The 24,461-nt window shown below is 73.1% G+C and carries 22 protein-coding genes; 9 read left to right on the top strand and 13 right to left on the bottom strand.

The annotated features are described in order from the left end of the window. Positions 1 to 104: 104 nt before the first annotated feature. The 9 genes from WMF36_RS44455 to WMF36_RS44415 all read right to left on the bottom strand — a co-directional run bounded on the left by WMF36_RS44455 (position 105) and on the right by WMF36_RS44415 (position 10,084). Positions 105 to 1,679, bottom strand: a complete 1,575-nt coding sequence (locus tag WMF36_RS44455) for an Eco57I restriction-modification methylase domain-containing protein (protein ID WP_437576919.1) — start codon at positions 1,677 to 1,679, stop codon at positions 105 to 107. A gap of 49 nt (positions 1,680 to 1,728) precedes the next feature. Beyond that, positions 1,729 to 2,091: a hypothetical protein gene (locus WMF36_RS44450; protein ID WP_437576918.1), complete on the bottom strand. Its 363-nt coding sequence runs from the start codon at positions 2,089 to 2,091 to the stop codon at positions 1,729 to 1,731. Between the two features lie 5 nt (positions 2,092 to 2,096). Beyond that, positions 2,097 to 4,073, bottom strand: coding sequence for an ABC-F family ATP-binding cassette domain-containing protein (locus WMF36_RS44445; RefSeq protein ID WP_437576917.1), 1,977 nt, complete (start codon positions 4,071 to 4,073; stop codon positions 2,097 to 2,099). A gap of 235 nt (positions 4,074 to 4,308) precedes the next feature. After that, a complete protein-coding gene (locus WMF36_RS44440; RefSeq protein ID WP_437576916.1) occupies positions 4,309 to 4,869 on the bottom strand; it encodes a hypothetical protein in 561 nt (186 codons plus the stop codon). Then, the gene (locus tag WMF36_RS44435) at positions 4,862 to 6,178 is read right to left on the bottom strand and encodes a DUF3696 domain-containing protein (protein ID WP_437576915.1); all 1,317 of its coding nucleotides are present in this window, start codon (positions 6,176 to 6,178) and stop codon (positions 4,862 to 4,864) included. Before WMF36_RS44435 ends, WMF36_RS44440 begins: the two co-directional genes overlap by 8 nt. 58 nt (positions 6,179 to 6,236) lie before the next feature. After that, on the bottom strand, positions 6,237 to 7,340 hold the full coding sequence (locus WMF36_RS44430; protein WP_437576914.1) for a carbohydrate-binding family 9-like protein: 1,104 nt from the start codon (positions 7,338 to 7,340) through the stop codon (positions 6,237 to 6,239). Between the two features lie 10 nt (positions 7,341 to 7,350). Beyond that, positions 7,351 to 8,982 carry a signal recognition particle protein gene (ffh, locus tag WMF36_RS44425; RefSeq protein WP_437576913.1) on the bottom strand — a complete coding sequence of 544 codons (1,632 nt, stop codon included), beginning with the start codon at positions 8,980 to 8,982 and terminating at the stop codon, positions 7,351 to 7,353. An 83-nt stretch (positions 8,983 to 9,065) separates the two neighbouring features. Then, on the bottom strand, positions 9,066 to 9,527 hold the full coding sequence (locus tag WMF36_RS44420) for a hypothetical protein (RefSeq protein ID WP_437576912.1): 462 nt from the start codon (positions 9,525 to 9,527) through the stop codon (positions 9,066 to 9,068). Positions 9,528 to 9,538: 11 nt separating this feature from the next. Continuing rightward, positions 9,539 to 10,084, bottom strand: coding sequence for a hypothetical protein (locus tag WMF36_RS44415; protein WP_437576911.1), 546 nt, complete (start codon positions 10,082 to 10,084; stop codon positions 9,539 to 9,541). Between the two features lie 220 nt (positions 10,085 to 10,304). Between WMF36_RS44415 and WMF36_RS44410 the strand changes: the two genes are divergently transcribed. From WMF36_RS44410 to WMF36_RS44395, 4 genes are all read left to right on the top strand, one after another. Continuing rightward, complete coding sequence (locus WMF36_RS44410) at positions 10,305 to 11,006, top strand: hypothetical protein (protein ID WP_437576910.1); 702 nt, start codon at positions 10,305 to 10,307, stop codon at positions 11,004 to 11,006. A 40-nt stretch (positions 11,007 to 11,046) separates the two neighbouring features. Continuing rightward, positions 11,047 to 11,841 (top strand): hypothetical protein, encoded by a 795-nt coding sequence (locus tag WMF36_RS44405; protein ID WP_437576909.1) that lies wholly within the window; start codon positions 11,047 to 11,049, stop codon positions 11,839 to 11,841. A gap of 400 nt (positions 11,842 to 12,241) precedes the next feature. Then, a complete protein-coding gene (thiO, locus tag WMF36_RS44400; RefSeq protein ID WP_437576908.1) occupies positions 12,242 to 13,351 on the top strand; it encodes a glycine oxidase ThiO in 1,110 nt (369 codons plus the stop codon). A gap of 138 nt (positions 13,352 to 13,489) precedes the next feature. Next, a complete protein-coding gene (locus WMF36_RS44395; protein WP_437576907.1) occupies positions 13,490 to 13,975 on the top strand; it encodes a hypothetical protein in 486 nt (161 codons plus the stop codon). A gap of 116 nt (positions 13,976 to 14,091) precedes the next feature. Here WMF36_RS44395 and WMF36_RS44390 read toward each other — a convergent pair whose 3' ends face one another. Continuing rightward, on the bottom strand, positions 14,092 to 14,724 hold the full coding sequence (locus WMF36_RS44390; protein ID WP_437576906.1) for a TetR/AcrR family transcriptional regulator: 633 nt from the start codon (positions 14,722 to 14,724) through the stop codon (positions 14,092 to 14,094). A gap of 93 nt (positions 14,725 to 14,817) precedes the next feature. Between WMF36_RS44390 and WMF36_RS44385 the strand changes: the two genes are divergently transcribed. From WMF36_RS44385 to WMF36_RS44370, 4 genes are all read left to right on the top strand, one after another. Continuing rightward, positions 14,818 to 15,558, top strand: coding sequence for a 3-oxoacyl-ACP reductase family protein (locus WMF36_RS44385; RefSeq protein ID WP_437582041.1), 741 nt, complete (start codon positions 14,818 to 14,820; stop codon positions 15,556 to 15,558). Positions 15,559 to 15,655: 97 nt separating this feature from the next. Further along, complete coding sequence (locus tag WMF36_RS44380) at positions 15,656 to 16,240, top strand: RNA polymerase sigma factor (protein WP_437576905.1); 585 nt, start codon at positions 15,656 to 15,658, stop codon at positions 16,238 to 16,240. Continuing rightward, a complete protein-coding gene (locus tag WMF36_RS44375) occupies positions 16,180 to 16,926 on the top strand; it encodes a zf-HC2 domain-containing protein (protein WP_437576904.1) in 747 nt (248 codons plus the stop codon). The genes WMF36_RS44380 and WMF36_RS44375 overlap by 61 nt, the downstream gene beginning before the upstream one ends. A gap of 36 nt (positions 16,927 to 16,962) precedes the next feature. Next, on the top strand, positions 16,963 to 18,051 hold the full coding sequence (locus tag WMF36_RS44370) for a cytochrome c biogenesis protein/redoxin (RefSeq protein WP_437576903.1): 1,089 nt from the start codon (positions 16,963 to 16,965) through the stop codon (positions 18,049 to 18,051). A gap of 301 nt (positions 18,052 to 18,352) precedes the next feature. Here WMF36_RS44370 and WMF36_RS44365 read toward each other — a convergent pair whose 3' ends face one another. Then, complete coding sequence (locus WMF36_RS44365; protein ID WP_437576902.1) at positions 18,353 to 18,781, bottom strand: (deoxy)nucleoside triphosphate pyrophosphohydrolase; 429 nt, start codon at positions 18,779 to 18,781, stop codon at positions 18,353 to 18,355. 367 nt (positions 18,782 to 19,148) lie between these two features. Between WMF36_RS44365 and purM the strand changes: the two genes are divergently transcribed. Further along, positions 19,149 to 20,195, top strand: a complete 1,047-nt coding sequence (gene purM / locus WMF36_RS44360; protein WP_437576901.1) for a phosphoribosylformylglycinamidine cyclo-ligase — start codon at positions 19,149 to 19,151, stop codon at positions 20,193 to 20,195. Between the two features lie 66 nt (positions 20,196 to 20,261). On the opposite strand, the gene WMF36_RS44355 is transcribed toward purM, so the two are convergent. Together WMF36_RS44355 and WMF36_RS44350 are read right to left on the bottom strand one after the other, a co-directional pair. After that, a complete protein-coding gene (locus WMF36_RS44355) occupies positions 20,262 to 23,573 on the bottom strand; it encodes a protein kinase domain-containing protein (RefSeq protein ID WP_437576900.1) in 3,312 nt (1,103 codons plus the stop codon). Positions 23,574 to 23,664: 91 nt separating this feature from the next. After that, the gene (locus WMF36_RS44350) at positions 23,665 to 24,279 is read right to left on the bottom strand and encodes a Uma2 family endonuclease (protein WP_437576899.1); all 615 of its coding nucleotides are present in this window, start codon (positions 24,277 to 24,279) and stop codon (positions 23,665 to 23,667) included. Between the last annotated feature and the right edge of the window lie 182 nt (positions 24,280 to 24,461).

Genomic DNA, 24,461 nt, shown 5'->3' with positions numbered 1-24,461 from the left:
TTCTCCTACATCACGGAGCCAGGGACGAGCCAGCGCGAGGTTCGCCTGCTTCGGCGCGTTTGCCGGAAAGCCATGTTCTCTGCGTCAGGCGGCCGGACTGGCATTCACGGCATCGCTGTCGATTCGCCCTCGGAGATGACGCCTCGCGCGCCCGCGCCGAGCGCCTCCTCGACGGCGCGATCGATCTCGTGCTGGCCGAGGGCCCGGTCGCCGGTGCGGGCGCCGAGAAGCTCGATCGTCTCCAGCGCGGGATAGGTGAGCCGCCGGAGGTCGGCGGCGTTCACCTGCGTGTGGCCGCTCCACTGCCGGAAATACGTGTCCACGAGCGTGGAGCTCAGGAAGGCGCGCAGGCCGCGGGCGAGGAGCGGCGGCAGCCCGGCGCCGCTCCGGTGAAAGACGTTGAGGTGGTTCTCGAAGCCCACGCGCGCGCAGGGCACCGTCGCCGGATCGAAGATGGCCGCCGTGATGCGCCGGCGCTCCTCCTTCGAGGAGCAGCGCTTGACGACGACATAGGTCCCGCTCGGCATCCAGAGGTGGGCGGTCGCGGCGCAATCGACCAGGGCGTTCGGCTTCTTCCCAGGCCTCGGCCAGCGGACGACGCCCGCGTCGAGGTGCGCGGGGTAGATCAGCGGCGCCGTGTCCGCGGCGGGGTCCGGGCGGAGGAGCGCGCGGGCGCGGAAATCCACGACCTTGCCCGTGGAGATCGAGAGGCCGAGATCCGCGAGGCGCGCGGGCAGCCGCGCGAACGCGTCCGCGACGTCCTTCCCTGCCTGATCCGGGACGACGTGGATGAGGCGCTCCGGGTCGCCCGGCCGCACCACCTCGGCGTGGGGGACCTGCCGCGCCGCGATCGGCCCGTCGTCCGGGCCGTTGCTCGACGAGATGAGCACGGCGCCCGGCGGCGCCCCCTTCACGCCGCAGAAGACGACGTTCTCCTGCAGGATGTCGTCCTCCGCGAACGCCGCCGTGCGCGACTCGAAGACGTGCACCCGGCGGAGCGACATCTCGCGGAGGAACAGCTCGCGGAAGGCCCGGAAGTAAGGACCGTTGCAGAAGCTCCTCGGCGTGATGGCGACGAGCTCGCCCCCGGGCTCGAGGACGCGCACCGCGAGCGCCAGGAAGGCAGCGTAGAGGTTGTTCGCCTCGATCCCGGCGAGGCGGAGCGCGCGCCGGGCCGCCGAGCCGGCGCCGAGCTTCTTGTAGGGCGGGTTCAGGATCGCGTGGGTGAAGCGCGCCCGCGGCCCGGGCAGGGAGAGCTCCTCGACGGCCGCGGCGATGAAGTCGGCGCGGACCGCGCGCCCGTCGAACGCAATGCCCGCCGCGCGGCACGCGTCGCGGCAAGCGCGCATGCCTTTGGAAAGATGCTTCACCAGCGCCGGATCGAGCTCGTAGCCGACGGCGAGGATGTCTGTCGGCGCGTCGGGCCGGGAGCACGCCTCGGCGACGAGCGCCGCCGTGAGCGAGCCGACGCCGGCGCCGGCATCCAGGACGCGGACCGACCCGCCGAGGCGCTGGAAGAGCGACGCCATGAACGAGGCGAGCCGGGGGGGCGTCAGGAACTGGCCGAGCTCGGAGCGCCGGGCGGGGTCGAGGCGCCGGCAGGCCTGCGCGCGGTGGCGATCGACCGTCTGGATCAGGGACGCCGGCGGCGAGCGCCGGAGCTCTCGGGCTGCGCTCATCGGCTGGACGCCATGGCTACCCGGGGGGAGCGGATCGTGCCGGGGCGGCTCAGTCGACCTGGTGGACCCGGAACGAGGCCACCGCCCCGCTGGTCTCCAGACAGCGATGGATCCAGGCGGCGTCGCGCGCGCGCACGGCGATGAGCCGGACGTCGCCGGCGCCGTCCAGCGTCTTCAGGCCCTGGAAGCCAACAAGCTCTGCTTCCTGGGGCGTCATGATCTGCGCTCCGGTCTCGCTGATCACCTCGGCGGTGAGCAGGTCGGCGCTGGCTGTCCCCGGGGCGAGGTACACCTCGAACACGGTCATCATGGGGCCATGGTCGCCGGACGGCGCGGCGCCCACAAGGGTCGTCGTGCGCCCGGCGCGGCCGGTCACACAGGTCACGCCGGTCACGCCGGTCACGCCGGTCACGCCGGTCACGCCTTGCCGGCGGCCTCGCGCTTCGTCTCGAGCTCCTCCCACCGGCTGACGAGGCGCGCGGCCTCCTGCTTGGCGCGCTCGAGCTCCGAGAGCAGCCCCGCGACGTCCGCGCCGCGGCTCGCGTAGAGCGTCGGATCGGCGAGCTTCGCCTCGAGCTCGACGACCTGCTGCTCGGCCGCGTCGATCCGTCCGACGATGGCCTCGAGCTCGGTCCGCTCGGCGAACGAGAGCTTCGGCTTGTCCCCGCCGCGCGCGGCGGTCTTTGCCTGCGCCTGCGCGGGCCGGGGCTCCGCCGCCTGCGCCTTCGCGGCCCGCGCGTCGGCCTCCGCCGCGAGCGCTGAGTGGGCGCGCTGCTCGCGGTAGGCGTCGTAGTTGCCGGCGTAGCGCACCACGCGGCCGCCGCCCTCGAACGCGAGGATCGAGGTCGCGACGCGGTTCAGGAACCAGCGGTCGTGGGTCACGACGAGCGCCGAGCCCTCGAGCTCGATGAGCATCTCCTCGAGCGCGGCCAGGGTCATCACGTCGAGGTCGTTCGTGGGCTCGTCGAGGATGATCACGTTGACGCTCTGGGTGAGCATCTTCGCCAGGGCGACGCGCGCCCGCTCGCCGCCCGAGAGCGAGCCCACCGGCTGTCGCGCCTTGTTCGGGTCGAAGAGGAACCGCTCCAGGTAGCTGCGCACGTCCATGGATCGGCCGCCGATCTCGACGCGCGTGTGCGAGCCCGCGATGTTCTCGAAGATGGACTTGTCGAGGTCGAGCCCGCTGCGGTGCTGGTCGAAGTAGGCGACGCTCGAGTTCTTTCCGAGCACGACCTCGCCTTCCATCGTGGGCCCCTCGGCGGCCGCGCCGTCGCCGGCGGCGTCGAGCTGGCCGAGGATCGCCCGGAGCATCGTTGTCTTGCCGGTGCCGTTGCGGCCGACGATGCCGACGCGCTCGCCCTTGGTCAGCGAGAAGTCGAGGCCGCGCACGAGCCATTTGCCGTCGACCGCGAGGCCGAGCTTCTTCATCTCGAGGATGGTCTTGCCGGTGCGCACCGAGTCCACCGAGAGCTGCGCTGTCCGCTCGGCCTTCGGCGGCGGGGCGGACTTTGTCGTCTCCGCGCGCTGGATGCGCGCCTTCTGCTTGCCGGTGCGCGCCTTCGGCTGCCGCCGGAGCCACTCGAGCTCGGTGCGCAGGAAGTTCTGCCGGTTCGACTCGGTGCGCGACTCGAGGGCGAGGCGGTCGGCCTTCTGCTCGAGGTACTCCTCGTAGCCGCCGTCGTAGCTGTAGACCTTGCCCTTGTCGATCTCGAGGGTGCGCTCGGCGACGCGGTCGAGCAGGTAGCGATCGTGGGTGATGAGGAGCAGCGCGCCGGGGTGCTCCTCGACGAGGAAGCGCTCGAGCCACTCGACGGTCTCGACGTCGAGGTGGTTGCTCGGCTCGTCGAGCACGGCGAGGGCGGGCCGCGACACGAGGAGGCGGGCGAGCGCGACGCGCCGGCGGTCGCCGCCGCTGAGCACGCTCATGGGCGCGTCGGGCCGGGTGACGCCGACGTGGCCGATGATGGTGTCGACCCGGTGCATCATGTCCCATCCGCCGAGGCGCTCGATGTCGGCCGCGACGGCGGCCTGCTCGGCGAGGAGCGCCTCGGCGTCCCCGGTGCCGGCCGCGAGCGCCCGGCTCACCTCGTCGTGGCGGGCCTTGGCGGCGTACCACGCGGAGAGCCCGGCGAGCACCACGTCGCGCGCGGTGTCGGACGCCTCGAAGACCGGGTCCTGCGAGAGGACGCCGATCTCGGCGCCGCGGCGGCGCGCGATGGTGCCGCTGTCGGGCTGCTCGAGGCCGGCGAGGATGCGGGCGAGCGTGCTCTTGCCGGAGCCGTTGACGCCGACCAGGCCGACCCGCTCGCCCGTGCGGATGTTGACCGTGACGCCATCAAGGACGGTCTGGGGACCGAAGGATTTGTGGAGATCGTGAGCGGTGAGGACGGGCACAGGGGGCGGAGCTTAGCGCATGGCGAAGTGCTCGGGGGGACCGGCTCGGAAACCCGGCGAGTTCATCGCAGAGCTCCCTCGCCGGGGCGCGACGGCGGGTGGCGCCGGGGGAGCTCGCAGGGCCGGGCGACGAGGGCACGGAGCGCGCCTGCGCGCCATCCGTGCCCTGCGCGCCGCGCGGCCTCGCGGGAGGCGACCCGAGAGGCCGCGCGGCGCGAAGGCGGTCAAGCAGCGCTCATTCTTCCGTCGTTGCGACGCCGCGCTCTCGACCGTTTGCCAGAAGAGGCACCTTTTCGGGGTGCTTGCGCCAGAACTCTCTCTGGCACCACCCGGGGAGGAGCTGCTCCACGATGACCCCCTCGGCGGAGAGCGCCTCTTCGTGCTCGTGCCAGTCGGTGTCGCACGCGTTGACGATGGTGCTTTGACCACCGTCCGAACGATGCGCGAGGTGCGCCGCCACGAGCTTCTTGTCGGAGTTATCGAAGCGCGCGAGCCCCTCGGGAACGACGGCGTACTCTCCGTCGTACTCCACGGAGACGAACGCCGCCGTCCGCAGCTTCTCCATCGCCACGACGAGACCGTAGTCCTGGGCCGTCAGCTTCTTCTTGTACTCGTGCAGGAGGCCGCGGGCCCTGTCCATGATCAGGCGGCGCCCGTGGTCGCCACGGAAATCTCTGAGCCATGCGAAGACGATTCTCCGCTCGTTCGCGGGGACGTGGGTGTCCTTGAACGGCGAGGCCGGATCGGCGGCGCTCGCGACGATGAGCACGTTGGTGTCGACGACATGATCAGCCACGTCGCTCGTCCTTCTCCATGCGGTCGAGCATCCGCTCTACCTGCCGCTCGACCTCGCCCACCGTGTCACCGAAGAACTTGTCGGGCCAGTTCGCGACCCGCCCGTACTCGTTCACCTCGAGCGGCTCCAGCACCGATTCTCCGCCATCGCACCTGGCAAAGTACATGGCGCACTCGTCCGGCGTGATGCGCTCTTCGGCCATCAGGGTCTGGATCCGCCGGAAGAGGTGCTCCGAGTGCGTCTCCACAAGGAACTGCACCCTGCGCTCTCGCGTCGCCTCGACGAGCAGATCGCCGAGCGCCGATTGCGCCAACGGGTGCAGGTGGAGCTCGGGCTCCGACATGATCACCGTCGAGCCCTCGGGCGCGAAGTACGCCGAGGTGACCACGGGCAGGACCTGGGAGACACCGAAGCCGACGTCGAGCAGGTTCGTCCGATGGCCCTGGAAGGTGATCATGACCTGGAAGAACGTCGTCGCATGGCGCTCGATCTCCATCTTGTCCGCGACCCCGAGCCGCGCGAGCCCCGCGGAGACCTGCTCGACGAGGCAACCCCGCTCGGACTCGTCGGCGTGGCGGCCGACGAGGCTCGCGATCAGCGCCGGGATCGCGTGCTCACCGCTCGATCCGAGCTGTCCGACCGAACGCCCCGTCCAGGCGTGGTGGCGCGTGGGCACGCTCCGGTGGGGCCCGAGGTAGGCGAGCCGCTGGAGCTCCCGCGTCAGCGCGAGCGCGAGATCCTGCGCGTCCGCGCCCTCGGCGCCCAGAGCAGCGACCGCATCGGCCGAGAAGCCGACAGAGCGCTCTGGCTCGTAGGTTCGCCGGGGCCGCCGGTCGTCTGGCAAGGGGCCGCTCGGCGCGGAGAGCGCGTAGGTGCCGTCTTGCTGGCGTGCGACAGCATAGGAGCCGCCGGCAGTGACGTACGAGAGCCGCTGCACGCAGGGGATTTCATCCTCCGCGGCACCATAATCCACCTCGTACTCCACGGAATCGAGCGTGCGTGGCTCGGCCCCCTTGCCGATGCTCACCGGGCCGAAGGTCAGGCGGAACCCGAGCTCGGCGCGACGATCGCCCCCGGAGACGACGTCGGAGAGCCTGCCGAGGTCCAGCATCTCACCGGGATGTCCGCCCAGGTTGAGCGCCAGCGACCGGTCGGGTGACTCGACGGTTTGCTTCAGGAGCAAGAGCGGCTGAAGCAGGCTCGTCTTGCCGGCCGAGTTGACGCCGAGGACCAGCGTGAGCGGCTTGAGGTCGAACACATGTGCGCCACGCCAGACCTTGAAGTTCCGGAGTCCGAGCTTCGTGAACATCCTCTGCTCCTTTTTTTCACTGAGGGCTCACGCCTCATGCAAACGCCGGGTGCGCAGCTCAGCGGTCGGGCGGATCTGCCCGGTAGTCCGGCCTCGGACCGGCCGACGCGGAGGGCACCCGCGCGCCCGGCGTCGCCCGCTCCGCGCTCATCGCGCCGGGCGGCGCCGCCGAGGGCGCCATCACGGGCGCCGCGCCGGCGTCGCGCGCGGGCGCCGCGCCGGCGTCGCTCGGGGGCACCCCCGCGCCGCCCGTCTCCCCGCCCGACCCGACGAAGCGGACGCGCCCGAAGCGCCGCGCCCGGTGGAAGTTCCCCTCCCCCAGGATGGGCGACCACGCCGCGCCGCCGTTGTTCTGCATGGCATAGAAGTTCATCCGCCATGCATCCCCGGGCGACGGCGGCGCCGCCTTCGCCTTCGCGAACGAGCGCCACGGGATCTTCGCCTCGATCACGTACCCTCGGTCCTCGTCCGAGTCGTCGTCGATCGTCCCTCTCAGCGCCACCGCGCTCACGAGCCCCGCGCTCCACGCCTGGTGGCCGAAAGGCCCGCTCGCGCCGCCTCTCGGAGCGTTGTAGTCGTCGAACTGCGAGTCGAAGACGAGGTTCTGGGGGCTGATCTGGATCTCGTAATAATCCTTGTTGTCGCCGTCGCCGTCGGGGTCGATCATCACCTCGACGGTGTCCCGCTCCCAGAGGTGCGGATCCCGCGCGTCCTGCGGGAAGCCGCCGGTGATCGTCCCGTCGCTGACGTCGAAGCCGACGTAGAGGAACGCGTCGTCCCAGAGCAGCCGCGCCTCGCCCTGCGTCGGCAGCGACCGGTCCTCGCGGCCCGTGCCCACGTTGACGAACGGGCCAGTCCTCGCCGCGGCCTGCCACGCCGGCTCGTCCAGGCGGCCGTCGATCGCGACCGCCGCGCCGGGCGCGAGCTTGCGCACCGAGAGCTCCTTCACGGCGGCAGGCTGTCTTCGCTGGCCCTGGCCCTGGCCCGCGCCGCTGCTCGCCGGCGCCGGCGCCCGGCCGGCGGCCCCCGCGGACGCCGTCTCCTGCTCGCCCCCGCCGCCCCGGGAGCACGAGGCCCCGGCGACCGCGGCGACCATCGCCAGGGCCCGCGCGCACGCGCGGGCGGGGTCGAGAGCGCGCCGCTGGCTGCAGGGCCGGCGCATCCGGCCGCCGCTACTTCCGGCCCTTCTTGCGGGCGTCACGCTCGCGCTTGCGCTGCGACTTCTTGGCGTTGCGCTCGCTGGCGCTGAGCGTCTTCATCTTCGTCATGTTCGGGCCGCCCGCGCCGGCGCCCCCGAAGCCGCCCATGCCCGGCATCCCCATCCCCGGAAAGCCCATCCCCGGGAAGCCCATGCCCGGCATCCCCATCCCCGGCATCCCGGGCATGCCCGGCATCCCGCCGCCGGCCATCATTTTTTGCATGTTCTTCGCCATGGCCGCTTGCTTCATGCCGGGGATCTTGCCCATCAGGCCCATGTTCTGGCCGAGGCCGCTCATCATCTGGCGCATGAAGAGGAACTTCTGGACGAGCTCGCTCACCGCCTCGGGCTTGGAGCCCGAGCCCTTGGAGATGCGCTCCACCCGCTTCGGCTCGCGGACGAGCGCGTACGGGTCGCCCTTCTCGAAGGGCGTCATCGACTGGATGATCGCCTGGATGCGGACGAGCTCCCGGTCGTCGAGGTTGACGTCCTGCGGCAGGCCGCCCGGGAACATGCCGCCGATGGGCAGCTTGTCGACGAGGTCCTTCAGCGACCCCATCTTCTGGATCATCCGCACCTGCTCGAGGAAGTCGTCGAGCGTGAAGTCGCCCTGGAGCATCCGCGCGGCGTCCTTCTCGGCCTTCTTCTGGTCGACGACCTCCTCGAAGTCCTGCATCAGGCCGACGACGTCGCCCATGCCGAGGACGCGGCTCGCCATGCCGTCCGCGCGGAACGGCTCGAGCTTGTCCGCCGTCTCGCCGATGCCGCTGAAGAGGACCGGCGCGCCCGTGACCTCCTTGATGCTGAGCGCCGCGCCGCCGCGGGCGTCGCCGTCGAGCTTCGTCAGCACGACGCCGCTGATCGACAGCCGCTCATTGAAGCCGCGCGCCGTCTTCACGGCGTCCTGGCCGATCATCGCGTCGACCACGAGGAAGATGTTCTCCGGCGACGTCGCCTCCTTGATCTGGGCGAGCTCCTGCATGAGCGGCTCGTCGATCGCGAGGCGGCCGGCGGTGTCGTAGATGATGACGTCGCGGCCGAGCCGCTTCGCCTCGGCGCGGGCCGCGGCGCAGATCGCGACCGGCGACTCGCCGGGGAGGTTGAAGACGGGGATCTTGAGCTGGTCGCCGAGCACCTTGAGCTGCTCGACGGCCGCGGGGCGCTGCATGTCGGCCGCGACGAGCAGCGGCTTGCGCCCCTGCTTCTCGAGGTAGCGCGAGAGCTTCGCGCAGCTCGTCGTCTTTCCGGAGCCCTGGAGGCCGACCATCATGATGCCCGTGGGGCCGCCGTCGGCCCAGGCGATCTCGTCGCCCTCGTGGGTCATCATCGCCTCGAGCTCGTCGTGGCAGATCTTGATGAAGTGGTCGCTCGCCGAGACCTGGTGGAGCTCGCCGGCGTGCTTCACGCGCGTCTCCAGGGTGCGGCCGACCGCGGCCTGCTTGACCCGGGCGAGGAAGGCCTTGACCACCCCGATCTCGACGTCGGCCTCGAGCAGGCTCAGCCTCACCTCGCGTAGCGCGGCGTCGATGTTGCTCTCGGTGAGCTCCGTGAGCCCGGCGAGGCGGTTTCTGGCCTGACGAAAGCCCCGTGTCAGCGTGTCGAACATGGCAGGGCGGTCTTAGCACAGGGGACCGCGAGCGCGGATCCCTTGCCCTGCCGGAAACGATCTCTCTCGCCCGGCGCGGGCCGTCACATCCCGAGCCGGGCGGCGCGGCGGAGGTTCGAGAGCGCCTCGGCGCACTTCGGCATGATCTCGGCGCTCTCCTTGACCTTGGCGTCGGCCGCGGCGAGGTCGGACAGCGCCCCGGGCCCAGCGGACCCGTCGGGCGCCTCGAGCAGGGCGCGCACGCGCGCCTCGGCGGCCGTCGCGTCGAGCAGCAGGCGGTAGGCCCGCGCGCACGTGTCCCTGGCGCTCGCGGCGGGAGGGGTCGACGCGGGCTGCCGCTCGAGCCCCGCGAGCAGCGCCTCGCGCGCCGCGCGCGGCTCGCTCGGGGCGTCGCGGAGGACGTCGATCGCGTGCAGGAGCGCGTCCGCCTCCTGCCGCTCGGCCGACCGGCCGCACCCGGGGGCCGCCGCCAGCGCGGCGAGGGCGGCGAGCGCCGCCGCGATCCGCCGCGCTGCCGTCCCCGCTGCCCCCGCGCTCGCCGTCACGCCGGGCGCCCTCAGTCGGCCGACTTCGCGGGGGACGGGCCCATCTGGATGCGCTCGCCGAGGTAGGAGCCGATCAGCGTGAACAGCACGCCGATCAGCGCCATGATCACGTACATGAAGAGCGGCATCGTCCGGACGGTCTGGCTCTGCAGGAGGTAGAAGACGGTCGGGATCGCGACGAGGAACGAGGCGACGACCGGCTCGAGGAAGGTCTTGCCGGGCGAGATCATGCCGAGGAGGACGCCGCCGATGAACCACACCGGGATGGCGACGATCATCCCGTTCGACCCCTCGAAGTCGAGCTGCTGCACGATCATGGGGAGGCCGCCGACGAGGGCCGCGGTGAGCACGCTCTGCAGGACGAGGGCGATGAGGCACCAGAGGATCGAGAAGCCCTCCTGCTGGTAGCGCCGGTGGCGGTCGAGCTCGGAGTCGCGGAAAGGCTGCAGCGAGCCCATCCGGGCGCCGCACGAGATGCAGCGCCCGCTCGCCGTCACGGAGGCGTTGTTCGCGCCGCACGACGGGCAGACGATGGAGCTGTCGTTCTTCGAGGCCATCGCGGCTAGGCTAGGCAAGCCGCCGCGGGCGGGCAAGCGCGCGGCGACCGGAACCGCGCCGGGGCGGGGTTGTCTTGGGCAGGGCGGGCCTGTTCCGAGGCGCTCCTCCTCAGCCATCCCGCTGCGTTGCCGCGCGTGGGAGCGGGATGGATGAGGATGAGCGCGCGCGGCGCGGCTCCCTGCACCGCGGCCGGCGCTCCGGCTGTATACTCGACGAAGCGTGCCCACCGACCCGACCTCGACCCTGGAATCCATGACGCGCGGCCCGGGCGGCCCTGGCCTCGACGTGGCGGGGCCGGATCCGGAGCTGCTCGCGCTGCCGTCGCCGCCGAGGCAGGAGCGCACGGTCACGGTGGTGCTGATGGCGGTGACCGCGGTGGCCGCGCTGTGGATGGCGATCGCCGTCTTCGGGGAGGCGCGCTACGCGCTGTCGCCCGGTCGGCCCGTCGACGTGGGGGAGCTCGCGCCGCTGCGCCCCACGGCGGATCTCGCGAACCGCTACGTGCGGGCCGTGGCCCTGCTCGGGACGCGCAGCGCGATCCGGTATGGCCGGGCCGCGGAGGGCGATTCGTTCCGGCTGGCGCCGGTGGCCGGCAACCCGGGGGTGTGGGTGGAGATCCGGGTGCCGGAGGGGTTCGAGGGGCCGCGCTTCGTGCCGCCGAGCTCGTTCGCCGGGCGGCTCGTGCCGTTCAAGAGCGCGGGCATCCGGCACGCGCGGCTGGCCGCCGAGGTGGAGGAGCAGACGGGGACGGCCGTCCCCGACGGCGCCTGGCTGCTCATCGACGGCAGCTCGCCGCGCGCGTCGCGCTGGGCGGTCGCGCTGTTCGCGCTGTTCCTCGGGTTCGCGGGCTGGAATCTGTTCGGGATCGCGCGGGTGCTCCACCGCGTGCGGGACACGAGGGACGCGAGCGCCGGTTCTTGACGCGCTCGTCGCGGGGGAGCAGGACGCTGCCTGTCCACCGATGCCCAGGGTCACCTTCGTCAACGAGCACAGGACGGTCGAGACCGAGCCGGGTCGGCTCCTCAGCGCCATCGCGGCCGAGCTCGGGATAGCGGTCTGCCGCGAGACGTTCCGGGGCACGGGGATCGGCGATTACACGTGCTGGGTGAAGGGGGAGCCCGGCGCGACGTCGCCGCTGACCTTCCTGGAGAAGCTGCTCGGCGCGCGCGGCCAGCGGCGGATGGCGAACCGGACGCGCGTGCTCGGCGACGTGCAGGTCTGGACGCAGGCCGGCCCGGGCAACCGGCTGCGCACGCCGCGGCCGATCGCGCCGCCGCCGAGCCCGGCGACCGACCCGGAGGCCCCGCGCAAGCCGATCGACGCGAGCGGCAGCGCGGCGTTCCCGTACGGCGATCCGCGCGCGGTCGGCCACGGCAAGCGGGAGCCGGTCGCGGCGGGCGCGCTCGAGGCGAAGGCGGCGAAGGAGAAGAAGGCGAAGGCGGGCGCGGCGGCGAAGGCGACGGAGGGGGCCGCGGCGAAGGCGACGGAGGGGGCGGGCGCGGAGGCTGATGCACCGGCTCCGGGGCCTGCGGCAAAGGCGGCCAGGGCTGCGGCAAAGACGATCAAGGTTGCGGGGACGGCCGCCGAGGGGGCCGCAACGGCCGCCGAGACCACGCCAGCGGCCGAGGGGGCCGCAACGGCGCCGAAAACCGCCACCACGGCTACGGAAACCGCGGCAAGTCCCCCCGAGGCCGAGACCCCTGCGTCTGGCCCCGCAGCGACAGCCAAGGAGCGCGAAGGTGGGACGTCGGAGTAGCGTCGTCGCGCGCTCACTCCGTCACTGACGCGCGGGCGACCTCGGAGGCGTCGAGGGCCTATCGCCCCGAAGATCCTTGTGCCGGCTGACAGTCTTGTCCCAGGGCTTGAGGGGTCATGTTCTCAAGGCTGGGAGGAGGACTCGTCAAAAGGATTGATGAGTCTCACGCCGGTGCGCGCGACGTCTCGCGTATTGCGGGTAACGAGGGTCAAGTCGTGCACAAGGGCCGTAGGTGCCGGCGGACACCGGGGCCCGGAGCGCAGTCCCGAGGAAACAGAGCCAGGTCCACCCGTGCGAAGCAACCGCGAAGCGACGCAGAGACCCGGCCGGCCCCCTGCCGGCCCCCGCAGCGCTTCCGCGCTCGGCTCTCCGCGGCGCTCAGCGTGCTATGCACGCGCCGATGAGCGACGTGGTGGTGATCGGGGGCGGCGTGGCCGGGTGCGCCTCCGCGCTCGCGCTCGCGCGGCGCGGGCTCTCCGTCCGCGTCCTCGAGCGCAACCCGGGCGAGGGCGCCTCCTGGGCGGCGGCGGGGATCCTCGGCCCCCAGCTCGAGGCGGCGGGCGACGGCCCCCTCGCGCGGCTCTGCCTCGCGAGCCGCGCCCTGTATCCGGAGCTCGTCGCGTCGCTCGCCGAGGCGACCGGCATCGATGTGGGCTTCCGGGAGAGCGGCGCGCTCCGCGTGGCCTTCACCGCCTCCGGCCGCGAGGAGATCGCCCGCGAGGTCGCCTGGCAACGAGAGGCCGGCCTCGCGGTGGAGCTCTGCGACGGCGGCGGGGCCCGGGCGCGCGTGCCTTCGCTCTGCGCCGAGGTCGCCGGCGGCGCGTGGTTCGCCGACGAGGCGCGGCTCGATCCGCCGTCGCTGATGCGCGCGCTGCGGATCGCGGCGGAGCGCACCGGCGTGCAGTTCCGGTCCGGCGCGGCGGTCCGGCGCATCCTCGTCGATCGGGCGCGGGCGCGCGGCGCGCTGCTCGAGGACGGCACCCGGGTCGAGGCGGACTGGACGGTGCTGACCGCGGGGAGCTGGTCGTCGCTGATCGAGGGGTCCGGCCTCGCCCCCGCCGCGGTGCGGCCCGTGCGCGGGCAGATCGTCGAGCTCACGCCGGCGTCGCCGCCGCTCACGCAGGTGGTCTACGGGCCCGGGTGCTACCTGTCGCCGCGCGACGACGGGCGCGTGCTCGTGGGGGCGACCGTCGAGCTCGCCGGCTTCGTGCCCGCGGTGACCGCCCGGGCCGTGCGCGACCTCCTGACCGCGGCGCTCCGGCTCGTGCCCGCCCTCGAGGACGCGCCGCTCGGCAGGACCTGGGCCGGCCTCCGGCCGCACCCGAGCGACGAGCTACCGATCCTCGGACAGGGCGAGCTCACCCACCTGATCTTCGCGACAGGGCACTTCCGCAACGGCGTCCTCCTCGCCCCGGTGACCGCGCAGATCGTCGCGGCGCTCATCGCGGGAGAGCAGCCGCCGCTGGACCTGTCGCCCTTCTCGCCCGCGCGGCCCGGCATCGCTGGCTGAGCGCGGCGGCTGCCGGCGGGCCGGCGGCCGCTGGCCCCGAACCGCCGCCTCGCCGCGGCACGCCCGCGCCCTCCGGCGGCCAGGCCGGGGCGGGCCCGCGTGCGCTCGCCGCGCGGGGCGCCTACGCTGAGCGCCGCGATGCCGCCCACCTGCGAGCTCATTCCGATCCGGTTCTACTTCCATTGCGGCTGGGCCATCCAGGTCGATCCCTCCTTCGAGTCCGAGCTCCTGTACGGCGGGGAGACGCTGCGGATGTTCGACCCGGGCGAGCGCCGGGAGGTCTCGCTCTCGTCGATGATCTACCGGCGGCACGACGGCGCGCCCTTCACGGCCGAGGAGGTGCTGGACACCTTCCCGCCGCGCGAGATGTCGGGGCTGCGCTACGAGCACCGGAGGGGGCAGCTCGCGGGCGCCGGGCTGTGGATGCAGGGCGAGAGCGATGACGAGCCGGAGCCGAGCTGGGTGCTCATGGCCATCATGGTGTGTCCCGAGGCCGGCCGGCTCGCGCGCTGCACCATCGTCTGCAAGGAGGAGTCGGACCGGGACTGGGCCGTCGACACCTGGAAGAGCATCACGCGGACCCCGCCGCCCGTGCAGACCGGGCCTGGCGCGGCCGCGAGCTAGCGCCGCGTCGCCTGAGCCCGTCCCTGACTCCGCAGGAGGGCTCCCCGGGCCTATCGTGGACGCGCGACCAGGGACGAACGCGGATCCCCACCGCATGGCCGAGGAGCAGGCGCCGTCTACGGACCGCGCGGGGCGCCGGGCCATGCCCGCATCGCGGCCTCCGCGACCGCGCTGAGGCCCTCCCGTGACGCGCCGTCCCGCGCCTGGACCGACATCCCCAGCATGAGGGTCAAGTAGAACGTGGCCAGCGCGGCGGCGTCCGTGTCGGACGCGAGCTCGCCGGCCTCGATGCCTCGCTGGATCCGCGCCTGGAGCGAGGCGTGCCAGCCCTCTCGGTGCCCCCGCAGCAAGTCCTGTACGGGCCGGGCGCCGGGGGAGCACTGGGTCCCGGCCAGCGCGATCATGCAGCCGGACGGATGCTCGGGTCGGGTGAACTCGTCGGCCGCCGCGTCGAGCAGCCGCTGCACCGCGCCCCGGGCCGTCGGCTCCTCGGCAAAGATGCAGCCCATGTTCCCGCCCCCCCTGACGAGATACCGATCGACCGCCGCCCGGAAGAGCTGCTCCTTGCCCCCGAACGTCGCGTAGAGGCTCGACGGGCTGATGCCCATCGCCGCGCTCAGCTCGTCGAGCGACGTCGCCTCGTACCCCCGGTCCCAGAACAGGACCATGGCCCGCTCCAGCGCCGCCTCCTGATCGAAGGAGCGCGGCCGCCCTCGCCCCCGCTGGACCCCCCCCGTCGCTTTTTTCATAACGACCGTTCCATAAATCGCTTGACGGACAGCAACAACCTACTTAGCTTCTTTTTCAGGAACGATCGTTCCAAAAAAAAGGAGCTTGTCTCGATGGGTACGTTGAAGAACAAGGTTGCGCTGGTCACCGGGGGTTCGCGGGGTATCGGGGCGGCGATCGCCAGGCGCCTGGCGCACGAGGGCGCCTCCGTGGCCCTCACCTATTCCGCGTCACCCGAGAAGGCAGCCGAGGTGGTGCACGCCATCGAGGCGGCGGGCGGCAGGGCGATCGCTCTCCGGGCGGACAGCGCCGACGCCGAGGCAGTGAGAAGCGCCGTCGCCCAGACGGTGAAGATCTTCGGCCGGCTCGACGTGCTGGTGAACAACGCCGGCGTCGCCGCCCTCGCGCCCATCGAGCAGTTCTCGCTGGAGGAGTTCGATCGCCTCATGGCGGTGAACGTCAGGGGCCTCTTCGCCGCCACGCAGGAGGCCGTCCGCCACATGGGCGAGGGTGGGCGCATCATCAACATCGGGAGCATCAGCAGCGACGGAGCGCTCATGCCCGGGATGGCCGTCTATGCCGCGACCAAGGCAGCGGTGGCCGGCCTGACGCGCGGCTGGGCCCGGGATCTCGGTCCGCGCGGCATCACGGTCAACAACGTCCAGCCTGGCCCCGTGGACACCGACATGAACCCGGCCGACGGCCCGCTCGCCGCCGGGCTGAAAGGCCAGATCCCCGTGCAGCGCTACGGAAAGGGCGACGAGATCGCCGGCATGGTGGCGTACCTGGCCGGCCCCGAGGGCGCCTTCGTTACAGGCGCCCACCTGAAGATCGACGGCGGCATCACCGCCTGATCGGACAGGTCGTGGGGTCGGGAACTTTCCGCGGGCCTCACCGTGTCATGGGAGTGTCCGGGGAACGAGGCAAAGCCCTCCTGCTCCCGGTCCAGCGATGCCCACGTCTCCCCACACATCATTCCTCGCTCGGCTCCTCGCCGAGCTCCCGTGCCTCCTGCGCGCGGCGCGTCGCCTGACGCGCTCGGAGCAGGACGCCGAGGATCTGGCGCAGGCGACGGTCGTGCGCGCGATCGAGCGGCACGCCGACCTGCGCGACGAGGATCGCATGCGCGCGTGGCTGCTCCGCATCGAGCGATCGGTGCTGCTCAACGCGACGCGCGGCGCGCGGCAGCGCCTCGAGGTGATCGAGGGCGGCCGCGGCGCCGAGGCGGTGCCGGAGCCGCAGGGCGATCTGGAGGCGGAGCTCCTCGAACGCGGCTTCGCCGACGAGGTCGAGCGCGCGCTCGCGCGCCTGCCCCCGGAGTGGCGCGAGGCGTTGCTGCTACGGGAGGTCGAGGATCTTTCCTACGAGGAGATCGCCGATCTCCAGGCGTGCCCCGTGGGCACAGTGCGATCACGGCTCTCGCGGGCGCGGCTGGCGCTGGTCGAGGGCCTCTCCGAACGGCACGAGGAGACGTCATGGCAGGGTGCAACCGCGAGTGGTTCGAGAGCATTTCGGCGTGGCACGACGGCGAGGTGACGCCCGAAGACGCGGCGCGGATCGAGGCGCATGTCGCCGGCTGCGGGCCCTGCCGGCGCGCCGTGGAGGTCGTCGGCAGCGTGCGGCGCGCGCTCGTCGCGAAGGCGGACGGGGAGGTCCCGAAGCGCCTGCGCGATCGGGCGGAGGCCGCCGCCGCGCGGAAGACGCGCGCGCCGCGCCGCGGCCCCTGGGTGATCACGGCCGCCCTCGCCGCGGCCGCGGCGGCCGCCGCGTTGCTCGTCGGCAGCCCGAGCCGAGGCGTGGGCGCGGCGATGGCGGACGAGCTCGTGAGCCACCACGTGCGTGGCTTCGCGCGCGAGCGCCCGTGCGACTTCGAGTCCTCCGATCCGGGCGCCGTCGCCGGATGGCTCGAGGGGAAGCTCGGCTACGCGGTGACCGTCCCGGCGCTGTCCGGCGCCCGGCTGCTCGGGGCGCGCCTCTGCCAGATCGGGGGCACGCGCACGGCGGCGCTCATGTACGCGAGCGGCGACAAGCCGCTCACGGTGTTCGTGCCGCCGCCCGGCTCCGACGCCGCGACGGCGGCGCGCGCGCTCGCGGGGCGCAGCGTGGGGTGCACCCGGGGGCCGCTCGGCAACGCGATCTGCGCGAGGAGCGTGGAGCAGCCGGTGCTCGCGGTCGCCGAAGTGGACGTGGCGGCGCTCGCGCCGGCGCTCGGCAGGCGCTGATCCCGGCCATCACGAGGACCCATGACGATCGGCTCATTGCTAACGCTCTTTGGCGCGGGGCTCTTGACGTTCGCGTCGCCCTGCGTGCTCCCGATGCTCCCCGTCTACCTGTCGGCCCTCGGCGGCGCCGGGGCGCTCGGCGGTCCAGACCGCGCGGCGGTGAAGCGCAGCGTGCGCCTCGCCGGCGTCGGCTTCGCGATCGGCCTCGCGATCGTGCTCGTCGCGCTCGGCGCCGGCGCGTCGGCGATCGCCGCGGCGCTCGCGCCCCATCGGCACGCGTTCACCGTCGCGTCCGGCGCGATCCTTGTGCTCTTCGGCGCGAAGCTCCTCGGTGTGCTGCGCCTCCCGTGGCTGGAGCGCGAGGCGCGCCCGCTCCTCTCCCGCCTCCCGCGCGCGGGCGGCTTCTGGGGAGGCATGCTGTTCGGGATCGCCTTCGCGGCAGGGTGGACGCCGTGCGTCGGTCCGGTGCTCGGCGCCGCGTTGACCTATGCGGCCAGCGCGGGTGCCAGCCCGCTCACCGGCGCGATCCAGCTCGGCGCTTACGCCGCGGGCCTCGCTGCGCCGCTCGTCGTCGCGGCCTTCGCCGGGCCCGCGGCCGTCGAGCTGGCGCGTCGCCTGGTGCCGGCCACGCCGGTCCTCCAGCGCGTGACGGGGGCGCTGCTCGTGGTCCTCGGCATCGCGTTCGCGACCGGCCGTCTGGACGCCCTCTCGCCGGCGCCCGCGATGGCCGTGGCGGCAAGCGCGCCCTGTGACGGCGGCCCCGCCGGCGCGTGCGCGGCCCCGGAGAGCGTCGTGGAGCACGGCGACGTCACGCTGATCGAGGGAAAGCCTCGGCTTGTCGAGTTCGAGAGCGCGCACTGCGCGGTGTGCGAGCGCATGGCGCCGCTCGTGAAGGAGCTCGAAGCCCGCTGCACCAAGGAGGCCGACACCGTCCTGCGCATCCGGGTCGACGATCCGCGCGGGCAGGCCCTCGCGGCACGCTACGGCGTGCGCTTCGTGCCGACGTTCCTCAGCGTCGACGCCGCGGGGCAGGAGGTGGAGCGCGCCGTCGGCGAGCTGCCTCGCCAGCGGCTCGCGAGCCTGCTCGGCGACGTCCGTGGCGAGGCTTGCCCCCCTGCATTGTGAGGCCCCGCGGTGCGGGATTGCTCCCGCGTTCTCCCCGCCAGCCACCCGAGCTTCGCGGACGAAAGCATCGGACAGGTTGAAGCTCGCCTGAACTCAATAGGATGCGCCACCCGCCGGACAAGTCGGGGAGAAAGCTGGAAGGACACGAGTACGGGAGAGAGAGAGACCGCAAGGGCGCGAGAGGCGCAAGGAAACAGAGATACAGGGGTGAGATCTCTTCCCCTCTTCCCCCTTGCGTCCCTTGCGGTCCTCTTCCCATCTGCTGATTTCCTCGGGATTTTAACGTGATCGGCGCACCGGCCTAGGCTCCCGCGAGGCGCGCGCGCACCTTGGCGAGCACCGCGACGTCGGCGGGCGGAAAGAGCTCGTCCCGGAGCTCGGGCACCTCGGCCCAGCGCACGGCGGCGACGTCGAGCGCCACCGGAGCGGGAGACCCTTCGGCGAAGGAAGCCTCGTAGAAGAGCAGCAGCACCGGCTTCGCCGGATAGCGGTGATAGGTCACCTCCACGATATCGCCGACGCGGGCCTCCACGCCGATCTCCTCGCGCAGCTCGCGGACGAGGGCGTCCCGTGGATCCTCGCCGGCCTCGACCTTGCCGCCCGGGAACTCCCACGCGCCCTCGAGGTGGGCGCCCACCTTGCGCTGCGTGAGCAGCACGCGGCCACGCTCGATGACGACGGCGGCGGAGACGAGGACGAGGGCAGGCGACGGATCGGACGCGGCGGACATGGGCGCCTAGAATGTCGACCGCGGCGCAGAAGACAAGGCCGGAGAGCCGCTCACGACAGCTCCGCAGCGAAGAACCGCATTGGCCGGATGCGGTCAGCTCCGGCGAGAAAGTCGCCGCGATAAAAGGAATGCGCCGCAAGGGAATGCGCGCCGCGACGCGCGGGCGACCAGGCCGCGGCGCGAGACGCAAGGAGCGGCCGCGCTCGGGGGTGCCGCGGCGCTGCGCCGTCGCGTGGCGGCGGCGCCGCGGGGCGCGCCTCTGCCGGGATGGCCGCTGCGCTCGCCGGCCCCGACGAGGAGCGGCGCGGTGGCCTCGCCGGGAGCGAGCCCGCTTCCCTTTGCCGCCGAGGTATGGGATGCGCCTCGCATGAGCGTCACATACCGGGAAGCGGGGGTCGATATCGATGCAGGGGACGCGCTCGTCGAGCGCATCAAGCGGCTCGCGAAGCCGACGCGCATCCCCGAGGTGCTGGGCGACGTCGGCGGGTTCGCCGGGCTGTGCATGCTGCCGAGCGGGCTGTCCGAGCCGGTGCTGGTCAGCGGCACCGACGGGGTCGGCACCAAGCTGAAGGTGGCGTTCGCGACGGGCGTTCACGACACGGTCGGCATCGATCTCGTCGCCATGTGCGTGAACGACGTGGTGACGGTCGGCGCGCGGCCGCTGTTCTTTCTCGACTACTTCGCCACAGGCAAGCTCGACGTGGACGTGGGCGAGGCGGTGGTGCGCGGCATCGCCGAGGGCTGCAAGCAGGCCGGCTGCGCGCTCATCGGCGGCGAGACGGCCGAGCTTCCGGGAATGTACGCCGAGGGCGAGTACGACCTCGCCGGCTTCGCCGTGGGCGTCGTCGAGCGCTCGCGCATCCTCGACGGCAAGCGGATCGTGGCCGGCGACGCCGTGATCGGCGTGGCGTCGAGCGGGCTGCACTCGAACGGCTTCTCGCTCGCGCGGCGGGTGCTCGAGAAGGAGATGGGGCTCCGGATGAGCGACCGCGTGGACGATCTCGGCGCGACCGTGGGGGAGGCGCTGCTCACGCCGACCCGCATCTATGCCCGCGCGATCACGGCGCTCCTCGCGGCCTGCGGCGATGCGGTCCGGGGGCTGTCGCACATCACGGGCGGCGGCCTGCCGGGGAACCTCCCGCGCGTGCTGCCGGACGGGCTGGGCGCGCAGCTCGACCTCGGCTCGTACCAGCGGCCGGCGGTGTTCCAGGTGCTCCAGCGCGGCGGGCCGGTCGAGGAGGCCGAGATGCGGCGCACGTTCAACCTCGGCGTCGGGCTGGTCGCGGTCGTGGAGAAGGGCGCCGCGGACCGGGCCATCGAGGCGTTTGCCGGGAGCGGGGAGCGGGCCTGGGTGCTCGGCGAGGTGGTGTCGGTCGGCGACGTGCCCTTCGAGGAGCGCGTCCGGTTCGGATGAGGGAACCGGCGAGCGCTGGCGCGGCGCGCGGGCCGCGACGAGCAAGGAGGCCGGCGCGGCCCGCGCTCACCCGTCTTCGAGCCGCGATCTCAGCTTCTTGATCGCCTCGTCGATGGCCCGGTTCGTCTTGTAACAGGGCCTCACCGCCGTCTCGAGCACGACCAGGGTGCGCTGGTCGCCCTCGGAGACGGCGCGATCGAGGAACGGCAGCTTCTCGCCGCACGTGGCGTCGCGCAGCTCGAAGGAGATCCGGACGGCGGGCGTCCCGCGGGCTGCGATCTCCGGATCGCGGAGCAGCTTCGCCGCGCGGGTGGCCGGGGTGGAGCGGCCGCGTGTCTCGACGATCTCGTAGAGCACGTCGAGGCCGGCGGTCCCGAAGCGGCTCGCGAGCGCGTCGAAGACCTTGTCGGCGAGCTCGCCGCCCGTCTTCGAGATGGCGATGGCGACGTTGCGCGCCGCGATCGCGATCGCGCGCTCGCGCAGCGCGGTCGGATCGCGCTCGGCGAGCAGGTTGAGCGCCTCGGCGGCCTTCACCCACCGGCGCGCCCTGGAGGCGTCGGTGAGCGCCTTCCGAGCCGCGTCGTCGGGCGGAGGCTCGGCCGGCGCGTCGGGTACGGCGGTCGTTGCCGGCGCAGCGGCCTCGGGCGCCGCGGCGGCCGGGGCGGGCTCGCTCGTGGCGAGCGCGCTCGCGGGCGGGCTCGTCTGGCCGAGCTGGGGCTCCGGCTCGGGCGGGGCGCGCCCGCCGCTGGCGAGCGCTGCGATGACACCCGCGGCGAGGAGGACGCCGCCCAGGTACGGGGCGATCCGGCCCAGGCGGCCGCCGAGGCCTTCGCGGCTCGGCCGCGACGCACGCGCTTCCCGGGCTGCGCGCTTCCGCCTGGCCTTCTCCTCGCGCTCCTTGGCGGCGCGCTCGGTCTCCTCGGCGAGCTTCCGCCTGGCTTCTTCCTCGCGCTCCCGGGCGATGCGCTCTGCCTCGGCGGCCTCCAGCTCCCGCAGCAGCGTCGGGGCGAAGGCAGGCCGCGAGCCGCTCATCCGTTCGGAGGTCGGCTCCGAGACGGGCGCGTCCTCCTCCGCGGGCGGGTCCTCCGGCGGCAGCGACGCCGGCGCTGCGGGAGCCAGCTCCTTCTCCGGCGGCTGCGCTTTCACGGACGGCGCTGGTGTCTTCGCCGACGCGGGCTCCTCCACGGAGGGCGCCGGCGGCTTCGACGGCGCCGGCTGCGCTGCGGACGACGAAGGTGGCGTCGAAGGCACCGGCTCCGCTGGGGGCGCTGACGGCGGCTTCGACGACGCCCGCTCCGCTGCGGGCGCTGACGACGGCTTCGATGACGCCCGCTCCGCTGCGGGCGCTGACGGCGACTTCGACGACGCCCGCTCCGCTGCAGGCGCTGACGGCGGCTTCGATGACGCAGGCTTCGACGACGCCCGCTCCGCTGCGGGCGCTGACGGCGGCTTCGACGACGCCCGCTCCGCTGCAGACGCAGACGGCTCCTCTGTACCCGGCAGCGACGGTTGCTTCGGCGAGGGCTCCGACGGACCACGCTCCGACGGCTCGGGCGCCGGCTCCTCCATCGGCGGCCGCGCGGACGTCGGCCCCGCCGGCTCCTTGGACGCCGGCTCTTCCAGCGACCCTGCCGGCTCCGCTGGCGCCAGAGACGGCGCCTCCAGCGGTAGCGGCGTCGAGACCGGCGGCGCCGGCTCCTGCAACGCCGGCTCCTGCAACGCCGGCTCCTGCAACGCCGGCTCCTGCAACGCCGGCTCCTGCAACGCCGGCTCCTTCGACGCGGCTTGCTCCTGCGCTCGCGGCGACGGCGGGCCAGCGGCCTCGCGGGCGGCTTCCTCCCGCGAGAACGCCACCTGGGCCATGAACGCCGCGCCGCCCACCGCGGTCGGGCGCGAGTCGCTCGACAGCCGCGCCTCCTCGGCCTCGGCGGCTGCCTCGGAAGCTGCACGGCCGGCGGCTTCCTCCCGCGAGAACGCGACCTGGGCCATGAACGCCGCGCCGCCCACCGTGGTCGGGCGCGAGTCGCGCGTCAGCTCGGCGAAGAGGGTCGGCGTGTCGCGCACCGGCGTCGGCCGCGACTGGCTGGCGGCGTCTTCCTCGTCCTCGGCCGCCTCCAGCGGCTTCCGATCGCTCGCCCCCGCCGGCTCCGGCGCGCTCGCGCCGCTTCCGGCCGGCTCGCCGGCTGCCTGCTGCGCAGCCGGCTCCAGCGCGTCCGCCACATCCGTCAGCGAGACCAGGCACGAATCCCCGAGGACGATCGCCGAAGCGCCGCCGGAGCCGGCCTCGGGCTCGCGCGACAGCGCGCTGGGCAGGGGCGGCCGGTTGCTCGGCACGCGCGCCGCATCCGCGATCGCGGGCACCGACGTCATCTCCGCCCTCGACCCCATCTCCGCCCTGGGCTCGACCATCACGATCCCCGACGCGGCGCACGCCTCGTCGAGCGCCGCGATCAGCTCCGCCGCGCCCTCGAAGCGGGCGCGCGGCTGCTTCTCCAGGAGGCGCCGCACGACCGCCTCGATGGCCGGCGGGACCGCGACGCCGGGCGCATGCTCGGCGATCGCCGGAACGGGCGCGCTGCGCTGCTGGTTGAAGAGCGCGACCGGATCCTTGGCCAGGAACGGGTGCTTGCCGGCCAGCATCTCGTAGAAGATCAGGCCGAGGGCATAAAGATCCGCGCGCTCGTCGACGAAATCCATCCCGAGCGCCGACTCGGGGGCGAGGTAGGCGATGGTCCCGAAGATCACCCCGGCCGTGGTGAGCCGGACCGGCAGCGGCTCCCCCTCCATCCGCACGGACTCCGGCGACGCGCCGGATCGGCGCAGCTCGTCGACGCTCACCTTCGCGAGGCCGAAGTCGATGAGCTTCACGAAATCGCCCTGCGGCTCGACGACCATCACGTTGCGCGGCTTCACGTCGCGGTGGACGATGCCCATCGCGTGGGCCGTCCCGAGGCCCGCCGCGAGCTGCCTGGCGATCAGGGCGGCGCGCGCGGCGGGCATCGGCCCCCGCCGGATGATCTCGTGGAGCGTCGTGCCGCGGACGTACTCCAGGACCAGGAAGAACGAGCCGTCTTCTGCCTCACCGAAATCGGTCGCGGTCGCGACGTTCCGGTGCTGGATGTGGGCGCCGGCGACCGCCTCGCGCTCGAAGCGCTGCACGAGCTCGGGGAGCCGCTCGGTGTCGGGGTGCAGGATCTTGATCGCGACGCGCTTGTGCATGTGCACGTGCTCGCCGCGGTAGACCGCGCCCATGCCCCCCATGGCGATGACCTCATCGATGCGGTACCGCTTCGAGATGATCCGCCCGAGGTAGGACACCGCTCGGTGCTTCGCGGCCTCGTCGGCGGTCAGGGGCGGCTCGGGCGGGCGTTCCGGCATCGTGGCGGGCGCCACCCTAACCCGAGCGGCGCGGCATTGGTAGGTTGGCCGGCCATCGTGGACCGGCCCCGGGCGAGGCAGCCCTTGCCGCTCAACCCCTCGGCGTCAACCGTTCCCAGTAGGCGTCGACCGCGTCGGCCTGATCAGGGATCCGCGCGCACTCCGAGAGCTCTCCCAGATCGAGCTCGGGGAGCATCCCGCTCCGCTCGACCTGCTCGTAGCCGCCCTCCCCCAGCAGGTGGACCGAGATACGTCCGTCCTTCCAGATCCACACCTCGGGCACCTCGAGCCCGCGGTAGACGTCGAGCTTGTCGATGCCGCCGCTCGTGATGAACACCTCGATCGCGATATCGGGCCGCTTCTTGTTCACCTTGCCGACGCAGTAGCACTCGTCGGGCTCCAGGCCGCGCTGCCTCGCCTTGCGGCGATACGTGGTCGAGCCGTAGCCGTAGACGCGAACGCGGCGCGCGAGCGCCCACAGCTCGACGAGGCGCGCGATGCACTTCTTGACATCCTCGTGGTCGGCCGACGGGCTCATGAGCTCCAGCACCCCTTCGCAGTAGGTCATCCGCAGCCCTGGGTGATCGTCGAGCAGCTTGCGCAGCGCGACGTACTCGTCCCAGGAGACGTTGGGCATCACGAAGCGTTGCTCGCCCTGGCCGGACGGGGGCGTCGAGGGCGCGGGCAGCGGGGCGACGGCGACCATGCGCTGAGCATAGGCGGGCGCGGCGAGGCGGCAAGCGACGCTCCGCGGGCTGAAACGCGGCGCTCTCGCGCCGGTCGCGCGACGGGCAGCGCGCCGTGGCTCCGGGTGGGCCCCGCTCCGGAGCCGGACGGCCGCTGCCGCCCCGGATCTCTCCCGCGCCCGCCCCGGCCGTAGTATCTGCC

This window comes from Sorangium sp. So ce887, assembly GCF_051521455.1.
Taxonomy (GTDB): domain Bacteria; phylum Myxococcota_A; class Polyangia; order Polyangiales; family Polyangiaceae; genus Sorangium.
Note: the sequence above shows the minus strand (reverse complement) of the source record. Positions and strands in the feature narration are given on the sequence as shown.

Excerpts from the sequence above, each read along its gene's own strand:
- WMF36_RS44455 (WP_437576919.1), bottom strand. The coding sequence starts at position 1,679 with ATGAGCGCAGCCCGAGAGCTCCGGCGCTCGCCGCCGGCGTCCCTGATC.
- WMF36_RS44435 (WP_437576915.1), bottom strand. The coding sequence starts at position 6,178 with ATGTTCACGAAGCTCGGACTCCGGAACTTCAAGGTCTGGCGTGGCGCA.
- WMF36_RS44430 (WP_437576914.1), bottom strand. The coding sequence starts at position 7,340 with ATGCGCCGGCCCTGCAGCCAGCGGCGCGCTCTCGACCCCGCCCGCGCG.
- ffh (WP_437576913.1), bottom strand. The coding sequence starts at position 8,982 with ATGTTCGACACGCTGACACGGGGCTTTCGTCAGGCCAGAAACCGCCTC.
- WMF36_RS44415 (WP_437576911.1), bottom strand. The coding sequence starts at position 10,084 with ATGGCCTCGAAGAACGACAGCTCCATCGTCTGCCCGTCGTGCGGCGCG.
- WMF36_RS44405 (WP_437576909.1), top strand. The coding sequence starts at position 11,047 with ATGCCCAGGGTCACCTTCGTCAACGAGCACAGGACGGTCGAGACCGAG.
- thiO (WP_437576908.1), top strand. The coding sequence starts at position 12,242 with ATGAGCGACGTGGTGGTGATCGGGGGCGGCGTGGCCGGGTGCGCCTCC.
- WMF36_RS44395 (WP_437576907.1), top strand. The coding sequence starts at position 13,490 with ATGCCGCCCACCTGCGAGCTCATTCCGATCCGGTTCTACTTCCATTGC.
- WMF36_RS44390 (WP_437576906.1), bottom strand. The coding sequence starts at position 14,724 with ATGAAAAAAGCGACGGGGGGGGTCCAGCGGGGGCGAGGGCGGCCGCGC.
- WMF36_RS44385 (WP_437582041.1), top strand. The coding sequence starts at position 14,818 with ATGGGTACGTTGAAGAACAAGGTTGCGCTGGTCACCGGGGGTTCGCGG.
- WMF36_RS44380 (WP_437576905.1), top strand. The coding sequence starts at position 15,656 with ATGCCCACGTCTCCCCACACATCATTCCTCGCTCGGCTCCTCGCCGAG.
- WMF36_RS44375 (WP_437576904.1), top strand. The coding sequence starts at position 16,180 with ATGGCAGGGTGCAACCGCGAGTGGTTCGAGAGCATTTCGGCGTGGCAC.
- WMF36_RS44365 (WP_437576902.1), bottom strand. The coding sequence starts at position 18,781 with ATGTCCGCCGCGTCCGATCCGTCGCCTGCCCTCGTCCTCGTCTCCGCC.
- purM (WP_437576901.1), top strand. The coding sequence starts at position 19,149 with ATGAGCGTCACATACCGGGAAGCGGGGGTCGATATCGATGCAGGGGAC.
- WMF36_RS44355 (WP_437576900.1), bottom strand. The coding sequence starts at position 23,573 with ATGCCGGAACGCCCGCCCGAGCCGCCCCTGACCGCCGACGAGGCCGCG.
- WMF36_RS44350 (WP_437576899.1), bottom strand. The coding sequence starts at position 24,279 with ATGGTCGCCGTCGCCCCGCTGCCCGCGCCCTCGACGCCCCCGTCCGGC.